At 67.7% G+C, this 16211-nt stretch carries 19 protein-coding genes; 9 read left to right on the top strand and 10 right to left on the bottom strand.

Features of this window, described 5'->3' with window-relative positions:
- Positions 1-165 precede the first annotated feature (165 nt).
- From HAV39_RS29980 to HAV39_RS29990, 3 genes are all read right to left on the bottom strand, one after another.
- Positions 166-546 (bottom strand): hypothetical protein, encoded by a 381-nt coding sequence (locus HAV39_RS29980; protein WP_191842527.1) that lies wholly within the window; start codon positions 544-546, stop codon positions 166-168.
- 128 nt (positions 547-674) lie between these two features.
- Complete coding sequence (locus HAV39_RS29985; protein WP_191842528.1) at positions 675-1502, bottom strand: hypothetical protein; 828 nt, start codon at positions 1500-1502, stop codon at positions 675-677.
- Entirely contained in the window at positions 1499-1813 is a 315-nt protein-coding gene (locus tag HAV39_RS29990) for a PadR family transcriptional regulator (protein WP_244958892.1), read from the bottom strand. Before HAV39_RS29990 ends, HAV39_RS29985 begins: the two co-directional genes overlap by 4 nt.
- A gap of 280 nt (positions 1814-2093) precedes the next feature.
- Between HAV39_RS29990 and HAV39_RS29995 the strand changes: the two genes are divergently transcribed.
- The 3 genes from HAV39_RS29995 (at position 2094) to HAV39_RS30005 (ending at position 6985) form a co-directional block, all read left to right on the top strand.
- Complete coding sequence (locus tag HAV39_RS29995; RefSeq protein WP_191842530.1) at positions 2094-2690, top strand: hypothetical protein; 597 nt, start codon at positions 2094-2096, stop codon at positions 2688-2690.
- Entirely contained in the window at positions 2687-3712 is a 1026-nt protein-coding gene (locus HAV39_RS30000; RefSeq protein WP_191842531.1) for a hypothetical protein, read from the top strand. Before HAV39_RS29995 ends, HAV39_RS30000 begins: the two co-directional genes overlap by 4 nt.
- 225 nt (positions 3713-3937) lie before the next feature.
- Complete coding sequence (locus HAV39_RS30005) at positions 3938-6985, top strand: alpha-mannosidase (protein ID WP_191842532.1); 3048 nt, start codon at positions 3938-3940, stop codon at positions 6983-6985.
- 834 nt (positions 6986-7819) lie between these two features.
- Here the strand turns inward: HAV39_RS30005 and HAV39_RS30010 are convergent.
- Positions 7820-8644 carry a hypothetical protein gene (locus HAV39_RS30010; protein WP_191842533.1) on the bottom strand — a complete coding sequence of 275 codons (825 nt, stop codon included), beginning with the start codon at positions 8642-8644 and terminating at the stop codon, positions 7820-7822.
- Positions 8645-8682: 38 nt separating this feature from the next.
- Between HAV39_RS30010 and HAV39_RS30015 the strand changes: the two genes are divergently transcribed.
- From HAV39_RS30015 to HAV39_RS30025, 3 genes are all read left to right on the top strand, one after another.
- On the top strand, positions 8683-9030 hold the full coding sequence (locus HAV39_RS30015) for a PadR family transcriptional regulator (RefSeq protein ID WP_239120649.1): 348 nt from the start codon (positions 8683-8685) through the stop codon (positions 9028-9030).
- Positions 9027-10031, top strand: coding sequence for an HD domain-containing protein (locus tag HAV39_RS30020; protein WP_191842534.1), 1005 nt, complete (start codon positions 9027-9029; stop codon positions 10029-10031). Before HAV39_RS30015 ends, HAV39_RS30020 begins: the two co-directional genes overlap by 4 nt.
- A 500-nt stretch (positions 10032-10531) precedes the next feature.
- Positions 10532-11623: an IS630 family transposase gene (locus HAV39_RS30025; RefSeq protein ID WP_191842535.1), complete on the top strand. Its 1092-nt coding sequence runs from the start codon at positions 10532-10534 to the stop codon at positions 11621-11623.
- A gap of 7 nt (positions 11624-11630) precedes the next feature.
- On the opposite strand, the gene HAV39_RS30030 is transcribed toward HAV39_RS30025, so the two are convergent.
- The 4 genes from HAV39_RS30030 to HAV39_RS30040 all read right to left on the bottom strand — a co-directional run bounded on the left by HAV39_RS30030 (position 11631) and on the right by HAV39_RS30040 (position 13916).
- Entirely contained in the window at positions 11631-11858 is a 228-nt protein-coding gene (locus HAV39_RS30030; RefSeq protein ID WP_191842536.1) for a hypothetical protein, read from the bottom strand.
- The gene (locus tag HAV39_RS43670) at positions 11851-12342 is read right to left on the bottom strand and encodes a hypothetical protein (protein ID WP_373311786.1); all 492 of its coding nucleotides are present in this window, start codon (positions 12340-12342) and stop codon (positions 11851-11853) included. The genes HAV39_RS30030 and HAV39_RS43670 overlap by 8 nt, the downstream gene beginning before the upstream one ends.
- A 216-nt stretch (positions 12343-12558) precedes the next feature.
- Complete coding sequence (locus HAV39_RS30035; protein ID WP_191842537.1) at positions 12559-13116, bottom strand: GNAT family N-acetyltransferase; 558 nt, start codon at positions 13114-13116, stop codon at positions 12559-12561.
- On the bottom strand, positions 13113-13916 hold the full coding sequence (locus tag HAV39_RS30040) for a GntR family transcriptional regulator (RefSeq protein ID WP_244958894.1): 804 nt from the start codon (positions 13914-13916) through the stop codon (positions 13113-13115). Before HAV39_RS30040 ends, HAV39_RS30035 begins: the two co-directional genes overlap by 4 nt.
- 116 nt (positions 13917-14032) lie before the next feature.
- Here HAV39_RS30040 and HAV39_RS30045 point away from each other — a divergent pair, with 116 nt between their 5' ends.
- From HAV39_RS30045 to HAV39_RS30055, 3 genes are all read left to right on the top strand, one after another.
- Positions 14033-14287, top strand: coding sequence for a hypothetical protein (locus HAV39_RS30045; RefSeq protein WP_191842538.1), 255 nt, complete (start codon positions 14033-14035; stop codon positions 14285-14287).
- Positions 14288-14364: 77 nt separating this feature from the next.
- Positions 14365-14553 carry a hypothetical protein gene (locus tag HAV39_RS30050; RefSeq protein WP_191842539.1) on the top strand — a complete coding sequence of 63 codons (189 nt, stop codon included), beginning with the start codon at positions 14365-14367 and terminating at the stop codon, positions 14551-14553.
- A 12-nt stretch (positions 14554-14565) separates the two neighbouring features.
- Positions 14566-14868 carry a flavin reductase gene (locus HAV39_RS30055; protein WP_239120647.1) on the top strand — a complete coding sequence of 101 codons (303 nt, stop codon included), beginning with the start codon at positions 14566-14568 and terminating at the stop codon, positions 14866-14868.
- 441 nt (positions 14869-15309) lie between these two features.
- Here HAV39_RS30055 and HAV39_RS30060 read toward each other — a convergent pair whose 3' ends face one another.
- Both HAV39_RS30060 and HAV39_RS43675 read right to left on the bottom strand, forming a co-directional pair.
- Positions 15310-15756 carry a hypothetical protein gene (locus HAV39_RS30060; RefSeq protein ID WP_191842540.1) on the bottom strand — a complete coding sequence of 149 codons (447 nt, stop codon included), beginning with the start codon at positions 15754-15756 and terminating at the stop codon, positions 15310-15312.
- Positions 15757-15853: 97 nt separating this feature from the next.
- Complete coding sequence (locus HAV39_RS43675) at positions 15854-16171, bottom strand: AHH domain-containing protein (RefSeq protein ID WP_203736308.1); 318 nt, start codon at positions 16169-16171, stop codon at positions 15854-15856.
- Positions 16172-16211 lie beyond the last annotated feature (40 nt).

Genomic DNA, 16211 nt, shown 5'->3' on the forward strand with positions numbered 1-16211 from the left:
ATTCCCGGACCGCGCACACGATGCCCGTCGCCGGACTGCGACCTGAACGCGGGCGACCAGTGTGTCCAAGACCGTTCGGGGCACACGACTGGACCTGTGCAACTTATGCACAGTCAGTAGGAACGGTAGGTGTAGGACGACCGGCCAATCATCAGGCCGCCTTCGTCAGGTCCATAGCGGCCGAACAGCGCCTTCGTGCCCTGGCCGAGCGGGAAGTTTCGTGACGGCGCCGGTGACCGCGACCTTGTTGAGCTTCCTCGGTCGACGGTCGGGCGGCATCAGCACGAGGATCCGTACGCGGCGCAGGATCTCGTCGCTCACCCACCGATCCAGCGCGCTGACGGCCAGACCCCACGCTCCGCGGTACATGTCTGTCGCGTCGAGCCGGCTCAGGTCCAGCTCCGCGACCCCGAGGCGGGCCAGGTCGGCTGCCGTGGCGCGCCGCATCAACGCGTCCATGACCTGGCCGGCGTCGACCATGGCACGCACCGCGTCGATGTTGTGCTTGAACACGGTGTATGCGTGATTGCGATCGAGGACCCCCACGTGTGCAAGGCTAACCACGGCCGCCGGTATCGGGCGCGTCGATTTTCGGCGCGCGGCATGGCAATCGGGCTTCACGCCGGCCGTTGGGTGCCATGCGGCGTACGGGGGCGGTCTGGCGGTCGGGTGTCCTACACGAGCATTGCCTGCGTGGTCAGCCGGTGTTCGGCTGCCCGGTGCCGCCGGACCAGGCAGTGCGCGTAGACGAGCAGGAAGACGGTGTCGTGGAGGGATATCCGCGTGACCACGAGGAAGAGGAATCCGGGTAGGAACTCGCCGTCGAAGAAGCTTTCAAAACCGCCCGCATCGAGGTGGTGGATGCTGCTGTCCACGACCGTCAAGGAAACCGCCACGGCGAGCATGACGACTCCCCAGGAGAGCAACACGCTGCCGCGCCTGGCGACCCGGCCGGCTAGCGTGCACAGCACGACGGCGCTCAGCGCCCACCAGGAATGGCTGATCGCATGGGACCGGTTGGGCAGGTGCCCCTCCAGTAACGGTCCGGCCAGCAGCATCGTGTACATGATGCCGACGGTCCACAGCGGCACGAACGCCGGCCGGATCAGCTGCGTCACTCCCGTCGTGGCCCGCGCGCAGATGATTCCCAGCGCGACGGCGCCGACGATGCCGCCCACGCCCGCCCATGCCTGCCAGCCGATCGTGTCGTCCGAGACGGAGGTGGTCCAGCCGAGGGAGAACCGGCCGTACACCCAGGGCAGCCCTACCACCAGTACGAACGACAGCACCAGGTGTGCGAGGTTGCGTCCCGGCGAGACCACGAGCGCGGGCTCGCGGTGGGGGCGGGACGAGGCGAGGCTCGCCGCGTAGCGTAGCCGCCGGGCAGGCGTGGGGATGGCGTGCAGCTCGGCCCGCCACTCGGCGAGCATCTCGCCACGCAGTTCAGCCGGCCAGCGCCGGGCCGCGCTGGCCAGGAACGCGTGACACAGACGCCTGATCATGCGGTGGCCTCCTTCGCGACGGTGTGCGCGGGCGCCGTCCTGGTCTGCTCGTGCAGTTCGGCGAGGCGCCGGCGGGCGACCGGCAGCGCCGCCGGCGTGAGCCGGTAGTACGCCCGGGCCGGGCGGCCGACCGCGGACGGATCGATCTCCTCCCAGCGCTTCTCCAGCCAGCCGGCCTCGGTCAGCCTGGCCAGGATCGGATACAGCGTCCCGCTGGGCAGTCCGGACGACTGCATCAGCTCCATTCCGTAGTGGTCACCGGTCGGGTCGGCGACGAGGGCCGCAAGAACCCGTGCGACAGGCACGGTCATGCGTATCTCGGTGATCATAGTAGGTAATCTACATAGGCCCCAGCTTGATGGGAACAGGGCGGCAGCCAGATTTCACGGGTCAACGGACACCAGCGGGGGTCGAGGTGGCCGCGGTACCGCCGCGTCGTGGCGCAGCGAGTGCGCAGCCGCTGGTTGGCGGGGTTGCCGAAGCCGTAGGCGGCACGGGCTACGGCGTCGGTCGACGGTGGTGCTCGGGACGATGCGGCGTCCGGCGCCCTATGTGTACCGTGTCACGGACACCGCCGATGAAGGAGGAGCCGTGCGTCCAGGCGACCATGAGCCGACCGGCCCATCGACCGAACCCCCGGTCGGGTGGCAGTACCAGCCCCCGGCCGACTGGTCGCCGTACGACGACGCACCGCCCTCGGCCGCCCCGCCCGGCCCCGACCTGTACGACTCAGCACAGCCGACGTGGACGCAAGCGCAACAGGCCACCCCGCCCGGCCCCGACCTCTACGACTCGGCACAGCCGACGTGGGCGCAACCGCAACAGGCCACCCCGCCCGGCCCCGACCTGTACGACTCAGCACAGCCGACGTGGGCGCAACCGCAACAGGCCGCCCGCTGGCAGAACGACGGGCCTGCGCCGGGTGAGACTCCGCCGAACGACTGGCCAGTGCCGAACCACCCGGCCGGGCCGCCGTGGCCCGAGACCTACACCTCGCCTGTCACCGCCGCGCCGCCAGGACCGGACTTCTACCAGGCGCCATCGCACTACGCGGCGCCCGGCGGCGCGCCGCCGGGACCAGACCTGGCAGGGGGCTGGTCCGGAAAGGACCAGACCGCGGGACCGCTGACACCCGACGGCCCGGGGCTGGTCGGGCGGCTGCTGCGCCGCCTGCGGGGCGGATCGTGAGCGACATCGCCAAGGGCATCCTCGGCGGCGGCTGGGGGCTGCTGGTGGGCTGGATCCTGCCGACCCTGATCAACGTGACACTGTTCGTCGCCGTGGCCCCGGCACTGACCCCCGTCGACATCGGTGACCTGCTCAGCGGAGCCAACACCGCCGCCGTCGTCGCCGTCGTCTCCGGGGTCCTGGTCGCAGGGCTCGTCCTGGCCGCCGTGCAGAACTTCCTCTACCGGGTCCTGGAGGGCTACACCCTGTGGCCGTGGGCGCTGCAACGCTGGGCCCGGCAACGCCAGCTCGCGCGCAAACGGCTGCTCACCGACCGGCTCACCGCCCTGCGCCTGGCCGAAGCCGAAGCTCGCGGCGAGGACGTCGCCACGGCGATCGCGCCCTACCGCGCCCACCGGCGGCTCGCCGCCTACACCAGGCGCGGCGAAGGCTCGGCCGTGGTGACCGGACTGGTCGCCGAACAGCTGCGCCGCTACCCGCTCGACGACGCCCAGATCGCGCCGACCCGGCTGGGCAACTCGATCCGCCGGCTCGAAGAGTACGCCTGGAGCCGATTCGGACTCGACTCGCAGATCCTCTGGAGCGAACTGGGCTGCGTGGCCGACGAGCAGGCCCGCAAGGAAGAAACCGCGGCCCGGACCAACGTCGACTTCTTCGTGTGCCTGTTGTCGGGCCACGTGCTGCTCGCGGTCGTCCTCGTCGTGCTGAGGTCTTCCGGGACGGTCACCGGACAGGGACCGGTGATCGCGGCGGTGGTGCTGCTGGTCCTCGCCCGGGTCTGGTACTCCGCGGCGGTGCGTGCCGTCGACGGCTGGGACGGGGCGGTGCGCTCCATCGTCAACCTCGGCCGCGTCCGGCTGGCCGAGCACCTGGGGTTGGTCATGCCCGACAACCTCGCCGACGAGCGGCTGATGTGGCTGGCCGTGGCCAGGCTGGTACGCGACCCGGCCGATCCCCGCGCCGCCGTCAGCCTCGACGCGTACCGCAAGCCCGCGACCCCAGCCCTTCAGCACGCAGGCTGACGGCCGACGAACGCGACCGGTACCTGCGCCCGCTCCACGGTGCTCGGCTGAGCATCATGCACCCGGCTGGGCACGGCTGCGGCGAGCATGCCGGCCGCGCGGGCGACTCAGGTCGGTGCGGATCAGGCGCGGGCGATACGGTCAGCGGGCAGCCTTGATCAGCCCGGAGCCGGCCCGGCCACCAGCCGGGCGACGACCCGCGGCGCACCGAACATGGGAGAAGCCGTGCACGACGACCGCCTGCTCGCCGAGGCGCGCCTCAAGCGCGTCCTGGAGGAACGTATCCGCCCCGCGGTCTACCCGGAGTCGGCGCCGCTGCAGGTGACGATCTGGAACGCTCCCGGCGAGCCCGTTCCGGTCGCCGAGGGCCTGGCCGCGGTGGGCTCGCCGATCTCGGTCGGCGACGCCTGGGGAGCGCCGTGGGGCACCAGCTGGCTGACCGTCTGCGGCACGGTGCCCGCCGGATGGGCGGGCAGGACCGTCGAGGCCCTGCTCGACCTCGGATTCGATCCGAACCGGGCGGGATTCCAGTGCGAAGGCCTGGTCTACCGGCCCGACGGGACGGCGGTCAAAGGCCTCAACCCCCGCAACCAGTGGGTACGCATCGGCGCGCCGGTCGCCGGAGGCGAGCAGGTGCTGCTGCACGTCGAGGCCGCGTCCAACCCGATGATCCTGGGCTACCAGCCGTTTCGGCCGACCGCGCTCGGGGACCGGGACACCGCCGGCGACGAGCCGCTCTACCGGCTCGAACGGATGGAACTGGCGGTCTTCGACGACACGGTCTGGCAGCTCGTCCAGGACCTCGAGGTGCTCGGCGAGCTGATGGCCGAGCTGCCGGTCGAGGGCGGGCGGCGCTGGGACATCCTGCGCGCCGTCGACCGGGCGCTGGACGTGCTCGACCTGCAGGACGTCAACGCGACCGCGGCGGCGGCGCGTGAGCAGCTGGCGGGTGTGCTCGCCGCGCCGGCCGAACCGTCGGCGCACCGGATCAGCGCGGTCGGGCACGCGCACATCGACTCGGCGTGGCTGTGGCCGCTGCGGGAGACCGTACGCAAGGTCGCCCGGACCACGGCGAACATGACCGCGCTGCTGGCCGACGAGCCGGACTTCGTCTACGCCATGAGCCAGGCGCAGCAGTACGCCTGGCTCAAGGAGCACCGGCCGGAGGTGTACGCCCAGGTCAAGAAGGCTGTCACCGAGGGCCGGTTCGTGCCCGCGGGCGGTATGTGGGTCGAGTCGGACACGAACATGCCGGGCTCGGAGGCGATGGCGCGGCAGTTCGTGCACGGCAAGCGGTTCTTCCTGGAGGAGTTCGGGGTCGACAACGAAGAGGCGTGGCTGCCCGACACGTTCGGCTTCGCCGGCGGCCTGCCCCAGATCATCAAGGCCGCGGGCGCGAAGTGGCTGCTCACGCAGAAGATCTCGTGGAGCCAGATCAACAAGTTCCCGCACCACACGTTCCTGTGGGAGGGCATCGACGGGACGCGGATCTTCACGCACTTCCCGCCGGTGGACACGTACAACTGCGCGATGCTCGGCCGGGAAATCGCCCACGCCGCCCGCAACTTCAAGGACAAGGGCCGGGCGCGGCACTCGCTGGCGCCGACGGGCTGGGGCGACGGCGGGGGCGGCACGACCCGCGAGATGATCGCCAAGGCGGCGCGGATGCGCGACCTGGAAGGCTCGGCCGTCGTGCAATGGGAGCGGCCCGCGGACTTCTTCGCCCGGGCGCAGGCCGAGTACGTCGACCCCCCGGTCTGGGTCGGGGAACTGTATCTGGAGTTGCACCGGGCGACGTTGACCAGCCAGGCGAAGACCAAGCAGGGCAACCGGCGTAGCGAACACCTGCTCTACGAGGCCGAGTTGTGGTCGGCGACCGCGGCGGTGCGGACCGGGCTGCCGTATCCGCACCAGGAACTGGACCGACTGTGGAAGACGGTGCTGCTGCACCAGTTCCACGACATCCTGCCCGGGTCGTCGATCGCCTGGGTACACCGCGAAGCCGAGGCCGTGTACGCCGCCGTCGCCGCGGACCTGACGGCGATCATCGAGCGGGCGCAGCGGGCGCTCGCCGGGGATCCGGCGGCCGGCGGCGAGGTCGTGTTCAACGCCGCGCCGCACGCTCGTGCGGGCGTGCCCGCGCGGGCGGGTCGCCTCACCCCGGCCGGCGCGGGCGGATGTACCGTCACCGCCGCGCACGGCGGTGGCTGGCTGCTGGACAACGGCCTGGTCCGGGTGCGTGTCGATGCGCGCGGCCTGGTCGTGTCGGTCCACGACGTCGACAACGACCGCGAGACGGTCCCCGCCGGGGCCGCCGCGAACCTGTTGCAGATCCACCCCGACTTCCCGAACAAGTGGGACGCGTGGGACGTGGACCAGTTCTACCGCAACACGGTCGTCGACCTGACCGAACTCGACGAGATGACGGTCGTCGCCGACGGCCCCGACGCGGTGGCGGTGCGGGTGGTCCGCTCGTTCGGGCAGTCCACGGCGACGCAGACGCTCACCCTCGTCGCGGGCGAGAAACGGCTGGCCGTCGACACCGAGGTCGACTGGCGGGAGCGGGAGAAGTTCCTCAAGGCCGCGTTCCCGCTCGACATCCACACCGACCGGTACGCCGCCGAGACCCAGTACGGGCACATCTTCCGCCCGACGCACACCAACACCAGCTGGGAGGCGGCGAAGTTCGAGGCGTGCAACCACCGGTTCGTACACCTGGCAGAGCCCGGTTGGGGCGTGGCAGTGGTGACCGGATCCACCTACGGCCACGACGTGACCCGTGCCGTGCGGGCCGACGGCGGCACGACCACGACAGTGCGGTTGTCACTGCTGCGCGCTCCCCGCTTCCCCGACCCCCACACCGACCAGGGCTTGCACCGGTTCAGTTACGCGCTGGCGCCGGGCGCGGACATCGGCGACGCCGTGCGGGAGGGCTACCGGATCAACCTGCCGGAACGGCGCGTGCCCGGCAGCGGCGACGTCGACGCCCTGGTGGAGCTCGACAACGACGCGGTCGTCGCGACCGCGGTCAAGCTCGCCGACGACATGGGCGGAGATGTTGTCGTACGCGTCTACGAATCACAGGGCGGCCGCGCCCGCACCCGGCTCACGCCGTCGTTCGACGTCCGCTCGGTGAGCGTGTGCGACCTGTTGGAACGGCCGATTGACGGAGGCGACACGGATGCCGCGCAGCTCATCGACGGCGCGGTCCACATCAAGCTGCGGCCCTTCGAGATGGTGACGTTGCGCCTGCTCCGGTCCGTCAGGAGCTGACCCTTCAGTCGCCGGCGCGGCCCCATCGTGGACGTAGCCGCGCCGGCAAGGGTCGCACCGCAGGGTCCCCGGGCGTTTCTGGCGGGTAGTTCGGCCCACCTCGATTAGCCCGTCCCTAGGAACCTGGCTCACCTGGTCGATGCGGTCCGCCCCGGCGCTGTGACGCGAACGCGTGTCAGGGCGACCGGGACACCATCATGCACGTGTTGGGTACCACGCCGCGGATGACGCCGCATCGGATGGTGGAATGGCACCCAGGTTGGCAGGAATGCCGGATGCCACTCGCTTATGCCGCCGAAGCTGCCGAAGATGGCATTGCAGCTTCGGTAGCGGACCCGGGAGGCAACAGCTAGGAACGAACGCTCAGTGGTTACGTAGTTGCCGTAGCGCAAGTAGTACTCGTCCCTGGCTGAATCGAACTCAGCCTGCCGCAGGCACAGATGCCGGTCCGGGTTCGTCGACGGAGGACACCGCCACAACCCTGCGATCTCGCCAAGCGCAGGACGGCGTGCCGTGTATTTGTGTCGAAGGGGCTACATGAACCCTAAGTACATGATCACGATGGCCGGTGCGCTGCTGCTTGCCTGATCAGGGTTGCCGGGCGGCGACGGCCATGGCGAGTTGCCGCCCGGCCAGACGGCGATGCGCGGTCGCAGTGATCTTGCGGCCTGGGCATCTGCAAGGGGCCGGCCTTCGGCAGTTGGCGGCGGCGAAGAGGTCAGCGCAGTCTGCACCGCTCCTGCAGGCAGTCGGTGTGCCGAGCCCGAGTGCGCGACGGTCACATCTGAGCCCGAGGCTACGCCCCAGGCCAGTTCCCGGTGGGTCCACCGGAGTTCAGTCTGGAACCCGCGCCAGGACGGCCTGGCCGCGCACATCGGCGTCGGCGGGCATGCCCCAGACCACGTCAAGGCTGAGCGTCTCCGCCACCTTCTGAGCCGAGCACGCAAACTCGAACTCGTAGATGTCGTCGTACATGTCGTCGTCGTCGGCGTGGTCTTCTGGCCGACCTGGGATGTTGAACTGATCAAGGTAGTGCTGCTCGATCGGGAGCGGGTCGCCCAACGATGTCCAGGGGGCAAGGCTGTTGTAGCGGCGCACAGTGTGGCCGTCACGAGCGATGAGCCAGGTTGATCCGTCGCCCTGCGCGCCCCAGTAGAAGGCGTGAGCTTCGCCGTAAGCCCCGCTCAGCGCCTCTACTAGAAGCCGCACTTCTTCCCGGCGGCTCGAGTCGGCGGGGTTGCACCAGGGACCGACGACGGCAGTCCAGCCGTTGATCTCACCCGTCACGCACACCATTCCCGTGTCCCTGCCGTGGCTGGCATCGTCCACCATGTCCCTGGCAAGCGCGTAGGTCGTCGGTTGCGGGTCGGTCAACCCGAGCATGCCCATGATGCCTGCCTGGTCGCCACCCGCGATGCAGAGCCAGTAGTTCCAGCAGGAGTCCAGCGGCTGAGGACGATCGTCAACGATCACGCCAGCAAGATAGCTGCGCTCCGCTAACGCCGGGAAGCCGCACCCGCCCAGGTCGAAGGGGCCACGGCTGCGCACAGAGATGCACGCCTCACCGATCACGTCGATGGCGGATAACGAAATGGGAGGTTGCTCGCCGTACAGCCGTCGGCTGATCCGACAGCAGGTCATTGATCGTCGCAACTTCATACTAGACGTATCGTTCTCTAGCTATGTAGAGTACGACTATGACCGACCCCCGAATGACACTGCAAACCCAGTTGGTACTGAAGGCGTTCACCTCGGACCCGACCCAGCAGCGGTACGGGCTGGAGATCTGCGATCTGGTGGGCTTGGCCTCCGGCACCGTCTACCCGATCCTTGCCCGGCTGGAGCAGGCCGGATGGCTCGAAAGCGGCTGGGAGGACGGCGCATCGGTAACCGACGGCCGTCCCCGTCGGAGGTTCTACTCCCTGTCTGCCGACGGCGCCGAGCAGGCACGCGATGCGCTGGCCCGCTCACATCGATCCGGCCGCCCCCAGCGAGCGGGCTGGAACGTCAGCGGCCAAACCGATCCCGGCGTGGTGCCATCATGAGGCCCCCTTTCTTCGAGGAACCGGGTGCCGCGTTGGTCGCGTCGATCGAGGCGCGGTACCCGCGTACCGATGGAGCGGCCATCCGCGCGGCGTACGAAACGGCCGCTCGCTGGCATGCCGGACAGCGACGTCGCAGCGGCGACCCCTATGTGACACACCCGGTGGAGGTGGCGGCAATCGTCGCCAACCTCGACCTGAGCCCTGTCGCGGTATGCGCCGCGATCCTGCACGACACGGTCGACGACACGCCCTACACCTTCGCCCAGATGCGAGCGGAGTTCGGCGACGACGTGACCGCGATGGTCGAGGCGCTGCCGACCAGCACAGAGCTGCACAGAACGGCCCTTAACCTGGACGCGAGTCACGCCGGCTCGCCGGACGTCGAAGTGCTGGTAATAAAGCTGGCCGATCGGCTGCACAATATGCGCACGCTGCAGCACGCAAGCATCGCCAGGCAGGTCCGGGTGGCCCGCGACACTCTGGAGACCGTGGCGCCGATCGCGCAGCGCTTAGGGCTGATCGGACTCCGGCGGGAGCTGGAGGAGATCTCGCTCGCCTATCTGCGCCCAATGGCCGTCACCGACCGGCCCACGCTGACGACGCTACGCCTGCTTGAGTTGACCACACTGCTCCTGCCGAGAAGCGCGCGCAGCCGCTGGCGGGAGGAATGGGCTGCCGAGGTCGGCGCGCTGGCGACCCGGCGGGCCAGGGTCAGGTTCACGTTGCAGACCCTGTGGGGCGTGCCGAGGCTGGCCTGGGTGCTTTCCGGGCCGCGCCGCGCGGCCGTGCCGACGTGGGTCGCCGGCCTGGTCCAGATCGCCCATGTGCTCGGTGTCGGCGGCGCCATCGTGGTCGTGACCGCCACAGATTCCGGCTTAGCTTGGATCGCGGGCGGAATCGTGCTGGTGTCGTTGGCGCTGCTGGGCGCGTTGCTGTTCGTCCGCAGTGACAATCCGGCCCGCAGGCTAATCGAGCTGATTCGGGCGTGGCGGCGGCAGTGAGGACTGTTATGCGCTCAAGGTGCCCGACGCGCCCGGTGCACGAGACCTCATACCCACGTGAAGTAGCCCCACTTCCTGCGTCCCACCTTCTGGGCGAGCCGCCCGAAACGCACCCCGAGACGCGGAGAGCAAACGCCACTGAGCAGGAAAAACAGCTTCGCTGATGAAGTCTGGAGTCTCCGGGACTACATGAACCCTAAGTACATGATCACGATGGCAGGTGATCTGCTGCTTGCATGATCGCCATGCCGGGCGTCGGCGGCGAGCCGCGCCCGGCCATTTCATATTCGGGTGGGCGGCAAGGCAGCCGGCCCAGAGGAGGCGGCCATGGCTGTCCTGGACTCAGCGTGGCCGCAGACCGCTTTTAGGACGCCAGCTACGTCCGTGTCTGAGGTGGGAACTAGTGGCTCGTCCCGCGGGGTTGGCCGTGTAATCCACTGATTCCGGCGGTTGGTGCGGCAGGCTTTGCTGCGACTGTTTCTCGGGTTGCAGAGGTGGCTATGGCTCGTCCGCCGGAAGTGTTCGTCCGCGAGATCACGATGGCCGAGGGTCAGCGGCTGCAGCGGATCGGGCGCACCGCCAAGGACCCGGTCAAACTGCGTCGGTCGATCGTGGTGCTGATGTCGGCGCAGGGCCAGCCCGCGGCCGACATCGCGCACCTGATGCGGGTCAGCGCGGACTATGTCCGCGGCGTGATCCACGCGTTCAACGAGCGGGGGTTCGACGCACTTGACCCAAAATGGGCTGGGGGCCCACCGAAGAAGATCAGTGACGTCGTCCGCGCGAAGATCGTCACGATCGCCTGGTGCGACCCCCGGTTCCTGAAACTGCCGTTCTCCACCTGGTCGCTGTCCAAGCTGCGCGACCACCTCATCGCCACCGGCCTGGTCGCCGACGTCAGCCGCGAGACGCTGCGGCACATCCTGCACGAAGGCGGGGTGTCCTGGCAGGCCACCAAGACCTGGAAGTCGTCCAACGACCCCGACTTCCAGGCCAAACTCCGCCGGATCCTCGACCTCTACGACCGGCCGCCCACCGACGGGCGGGTGCTCTGCGTCGACGAGTTCGGGCCGCTCAACCTCCAACCCCGGGCCGGGAAGGTCTGGCGTCCGGTCGAGCGGGCCCGCCGGCTACCCGCGACCTACACCCGCACGCAGGGAGTTCGGCACATGCTGGCCGCACTCGACCTGGCCAGCGGGAAGATGTTCTACTGGATCAAGAACCGCAAACGCGCCCGCGAGTTCCTCGGCCTGCTCAAGGCGCTACGCGCCCGCTGGCCCGGTGAGAAGCTCTACCTGATCTGCGACAACCTCTCTACCCACAAGCACGCCACCGTCAAGGCGTGGTGCGCGGCCAACCAGGTGGAACTGGTGTTCCTACCGACCTACGCCTCGTGGCTGAACTGGATCGAATGCGAGTTCGCCGCCCTGCGCTACTTCGCCCTCAACGGCACCGACCACCAGTCCCATGCTGAGCAGGACGCCGCGATCGGCGCCTACATCCGATGGCGCAACCACCGCGCGAAACCCAAGACCAACTTCGCACCCGGCTCACGTATTCGCGAGCCGGGTTACACCATCAAGGCCGCGTGACGCGGCACTAGAGTTCAATCGGCCTATTTCCAAGCGCCTTTTCTATGACTTCCTCGTCCGACAATTCGGGGTTCTCGTAGAACAAGAGATCCGTAATTCGCGGGAACGCGAGTAGCCTTTCCAGTTCCACGAGCAGCGCATCAGCCGATTCATCTGGGAGTCTGGGATCGCGCAACTCCCCGATAAGCCAAAGCGCTCGCTCGCGTCCGGCGCCATCAAGGACCATTCTAGCCATTTCCATAGTGATAGCTGGGTTTAAGGATCTGGGAGTGATATAGCGGTGTAACGACGACCAGGTTATCCATATCGTACACCCCCCCACCGTGCTGGAGGGGATCGACGTGGTGCAACACGTAGTTCCTGCCCGGACCGAAATGTTGCGAGGTCGCCACAAATGGCGCATTGCCGTTCTGCATTCTCGCGACGTTTGCCGGACTGAATCCTGCCGAGAGATCGGCGTCGCTACCCACCTCCCTCCAGAACGCCTCACGGAAATCGCCGAAGGTGTCGAACGACTGGCCGCGTAGACGATCCGCAACTTGACTCGGAAAGACACCAGCATTTCCGTGTGATCCGCGAAGCCAGTTTCCGCCACCCATAGGCGCGCCATTGCCACCCGCAACACCGGGCGTATTTCTGAGTTCGGTCGCTGAGGGACCGCACGTGCAGTTGGGCCCATTGCAGTTGTGTACGAGTACCGGAGTCTCACCGGCGATCACATAGTACGTGTGGAGTCAGGGCCGCTTTCGAGGCGATCCGCCACGACGATGAGTCGTGCTGAGCTGCGGCGTCCGCGCGACCAGCGATCTTTCTGATCGACGCATTGCGATGCCGACAGCAACCCTGACCGCAACGTGAGGGAACGTCGGATGTGTCGGCCGCCATGCCGGCGAGAGACGTCGATGCGTGCGGCTGGAAGGTCTGGCGCCTGACTGTTATTGATCTTCTTTGAGTCGGGTTCCGCGGTAGGGCTGGGCGGGGCGTTGGAAGCAGGCGCCGGAGGCGCGGGTGGTGACGGTGCGGACGTGGTCGAACCCGAGTCCGTTGTAGTAGGCGTGTAGACGAGTGTTGGTGGTCCAGGCGTCCAGGCGTAGCCAGAGGACTCCGGCGTCATAGGCGCGGCCGGCCGCCCAGTCGAGCAGTTCGGAGCCGAGTCCGGTGCCGGCGTGGTGCAGGGGCACCATGACCTTGGAGGCGTATAGGGCGTTGGCGGGGTCGTCGACCGGGTGCCAGAGGGTGTCGGCGTCAGGGGCGCGGTCGGATTTCCAGAGCCTGTCGAGGTCGGTGTAGGCGGTCAGGGTGATCGACGCGGCCGGGGTGTCGCCGTCGTGGGCCAGCCAGGTCTGGCCGGCTTGGATCGCGGCGGCAACGGCCCATCGGGGCCAGGGGGTCTGCCATTGGGTCTGCCCGCGTGCGGCCAGCCAGGCAGCGCGTTGGGTGCGCCAGTCGAGGATGGTGTCGATGTCGGTCATCCGCGCCCGTCGGAGGATCATCGGCGGTGCCTGGTGATGGTGTCGATGTCGCCGTGGGCGGAGACGAGCCGGACCTTGTCTGCGGCGAAGGTCGCGGTGGAGATGCGCAGCGGCCCGTCAGCGGTGTAGCCGGTGAGGACGTTGTGCAGGACCGGAGTGCCGGCCGCGACCGGGATCTGCAGCAGGGCGGCTTCGATCGGGGTGGGCATGCGTGCGCCGGTCGTGGTCAGCGCGGCGACCTGGTGATAGCCGCGCTCGGCCAGCAGCCGTGTAGTGCCCTGGGCGATGTTGTGCGGACTGAACAGTTCCGGAATCTTCTCGCACAGCCACTGCGGGTACCAGGAGTCCTGGATCGAGTGGGGCACGCCGTCGACGAACCGCAGGCAGCGGCGTACCGCGGCGGTGCTGCCGGGCTGGACGTGCAGCAGGGTGGCGTAGTCGGCGGGCATCGGCTCGACGCGGGTGGAGAACTGCTGGCTGGGTTCGTAGCCCTGCTCGCGGACGGTGCGGAAGAACAGGTCGGCCTCCGACGTCGTGCTCATCGGCTGGTCGTCGCGCCACGCGTACGCGTCGATCGTCACCCGTTCACGGACGAACACCCCGCCGCCTCGACCGGGGCGGCGCTCGACGAGCCCGGCAGCCTGGAGCACGTCGGTGGCATCGCGCACGGTCGGGCGTGACACGCCGTAGGCGGCCTGGAGCTCGTCCTCGGTGGGCAGTTTCGCGCCGGGTGGCAGCGCTCCGTCGTCGATCTGTCGGCGCAACTGCTCGGCGATGCGCTGGTACTTCGGCTGTCCCGGCACGTCGGCCCACCCTCCCACGGAAACGTCCTAACCAATCTAGCGCCAAGGGTTGACGGACCAAACAGGACGATGCAAAGGTAATTACCAATCTGATGTCACAGTCTGTTGATCATCTGTCGACGAGGAGTCGCCACATGAGCAGTCCCGCCGACATGGCCCACGAGATGCAGACGGTACTGCGCGCCCTCGAACACGCCCGCGTACTCGTTGCCGGACTCGACCAGGCCGACACCGCCCGCAAACTCGCCGGCAGAGTCGCCTACTCGCCGCTGCGTACCCTGCTCGAACACGCCGAACAGGCCGCCGCCCGCGTCATCGCCCACCTCGGCACACAGACGTCGGCACCACCGGAGCAGCTCTGCGTCGGCCGGGACGGCGGGCCGCTGTAGGAGCCGGGCCGGGACGGCCCGTGGCTCGCACCCCCGCCCGTCCCGGCACCCCACACCCCTAAGGAAGCAGGCAGCACATGCACGCTCTGGACACCATCGCCGGGCTCATCCTCGGCGTCCTCGCCGGACTACTGGCACGACCACGCCGCACCCGCCAACGCCACGACGGGGTGCCGATCACCTGGTGCGGCAACTGCGGCCAACCGACCTCCGCCCTGTGCCACGAGCACAAACAGCAGGCCGCGAAGCTACGCCGCGACAGCTGAACGGAGCACCCGATGTCGATGCACCAGCCGATCCGACCAGACTGGACCTGCGCGGGCTGCGCCGCCGCCTGGCCATGCCCGACCCGCCAACGGCAGCTGATCGCGCACTACCACCAAGCACCGGTCTCACTCATGATCCACCTGTCCGGATACTTCATCGAGGCCTGCCAGGACCTTCGCCAGGCCGCCGCAGGCACGCTACACGAACGCTTCCTCGGCTGGCCTGCGCACATCCCCACCGAACACTGGCACGCTGACGCCGCCAACCACATCGACGATGCCCGCACCGACGGCCAGCACCACGCAAGATCATAAGCTGGCTCAAAACGTCTATACAAAGAACATCAAGAGCGCCCGGCTACGCCGGACGCACGCGCACGCGCTACGCCGTTCCGGCCCGCGCGCACGCGCCCACGCATCAAGGCAACAGAGATGCCCGAAGCGATCCGCTGAACCCGAGGCCGTGACGATCGCCAGGGTGGTCAAGCCGAGAAGCGGCAACCGGCAATCGACGCCGCACCGCTGACGCGGCACGCCACCGGATACCTCGGCCCGTTCCCGCAGTCAGCAAGCTGTAGCGAGCGCACACAATGGCAATCTGTCCATATTAGACCCTTGCATCGATCCATCGACATGTTATATCGATGCTTGACGGCAACGGTGACGGCAACCCGAGCGCACGAACAGGCCCACCAGCGCTTAAGGCAACGGACCGATTACCCTACGAAGTGGCCGTCAACCCTCCCGGAGTGGCGATCAAACCGACCCCTGCGCGACAGTGAACTGCAACGGTTTCAGGTCTCGGACGAGGTTCCAGACTGGGTCTGACGAACACCTCGCGAACCATGCTTCAAATGGTTCCCGCTCACCCCGAAACCACCAATCCTCATTCCCGGCTATCGACTCAAGTTCCGGGCTGATGAAGTAAGTGAATTCGCATTGGAGTTGTATGTAGCAAACATGTTCACCTGCGGTATCAACCTCTTCAAACTGGCGCACGAACCCGATGACGAAACCAGGATTAGCAAGCCAATTGAAGTTCCCGTACTGAAAGAGGAACCCGTCGGCATCAGGCAAATCTGATACATCGAATTCCACCGAGCCGAATCGCCTTATTGCCCGCAGGACAGAATCAACAGATGGCGGGACTGCGACGTGATCGCCGGAACCCAGAAGATCACGGAGCATGGCCTCCGCTGCCACGATGGGGGTACTACCAGGCATTATACACCCTTTCGGCCTGCGGATCAGGCCCGGCCATCCCCACGGGACAGCCGGGCATCTCTGTCGCCGGCGCTAGCTAGGGCCAGGGACCGGCCTGCAACTGATTTCGGATGTAGTTTAGAACATCCGTGCCCTCAGAGGCATTTCTCGCCCCTGACATCAGGTAATTGACGGTATCGTAGTACACATTCGCATGAACTTTTGAATGCACGGCAGCGCCCGTTGGATTGGGCGATGCCGAGCCCCGTGGAAGGAATACTCCGTTCCTCGGATCATTGATATCGATACCGAAGTTCGCTAGCTGCTGCCGGGCAGGCGCTGCCTTTGGCGAAGTACTTGCAACCATGTGATGCGGCGACGTTTGCGGAGGCTGAGGAATTCCAGCCGCAACCATGTTATCGCCAAGAATTTGAGCATTGCTAGATGTCGTACGA

The sequence above is a fragment of the Catellatospora chokoriensis genome, from assembly GCF_011297315.1.
GTDB lineage: Bacteria > Actinomycetota > Actinomycetes > Mycobacteriales > Micromonosporaceae > Catellatospora > Catellatospora citrea.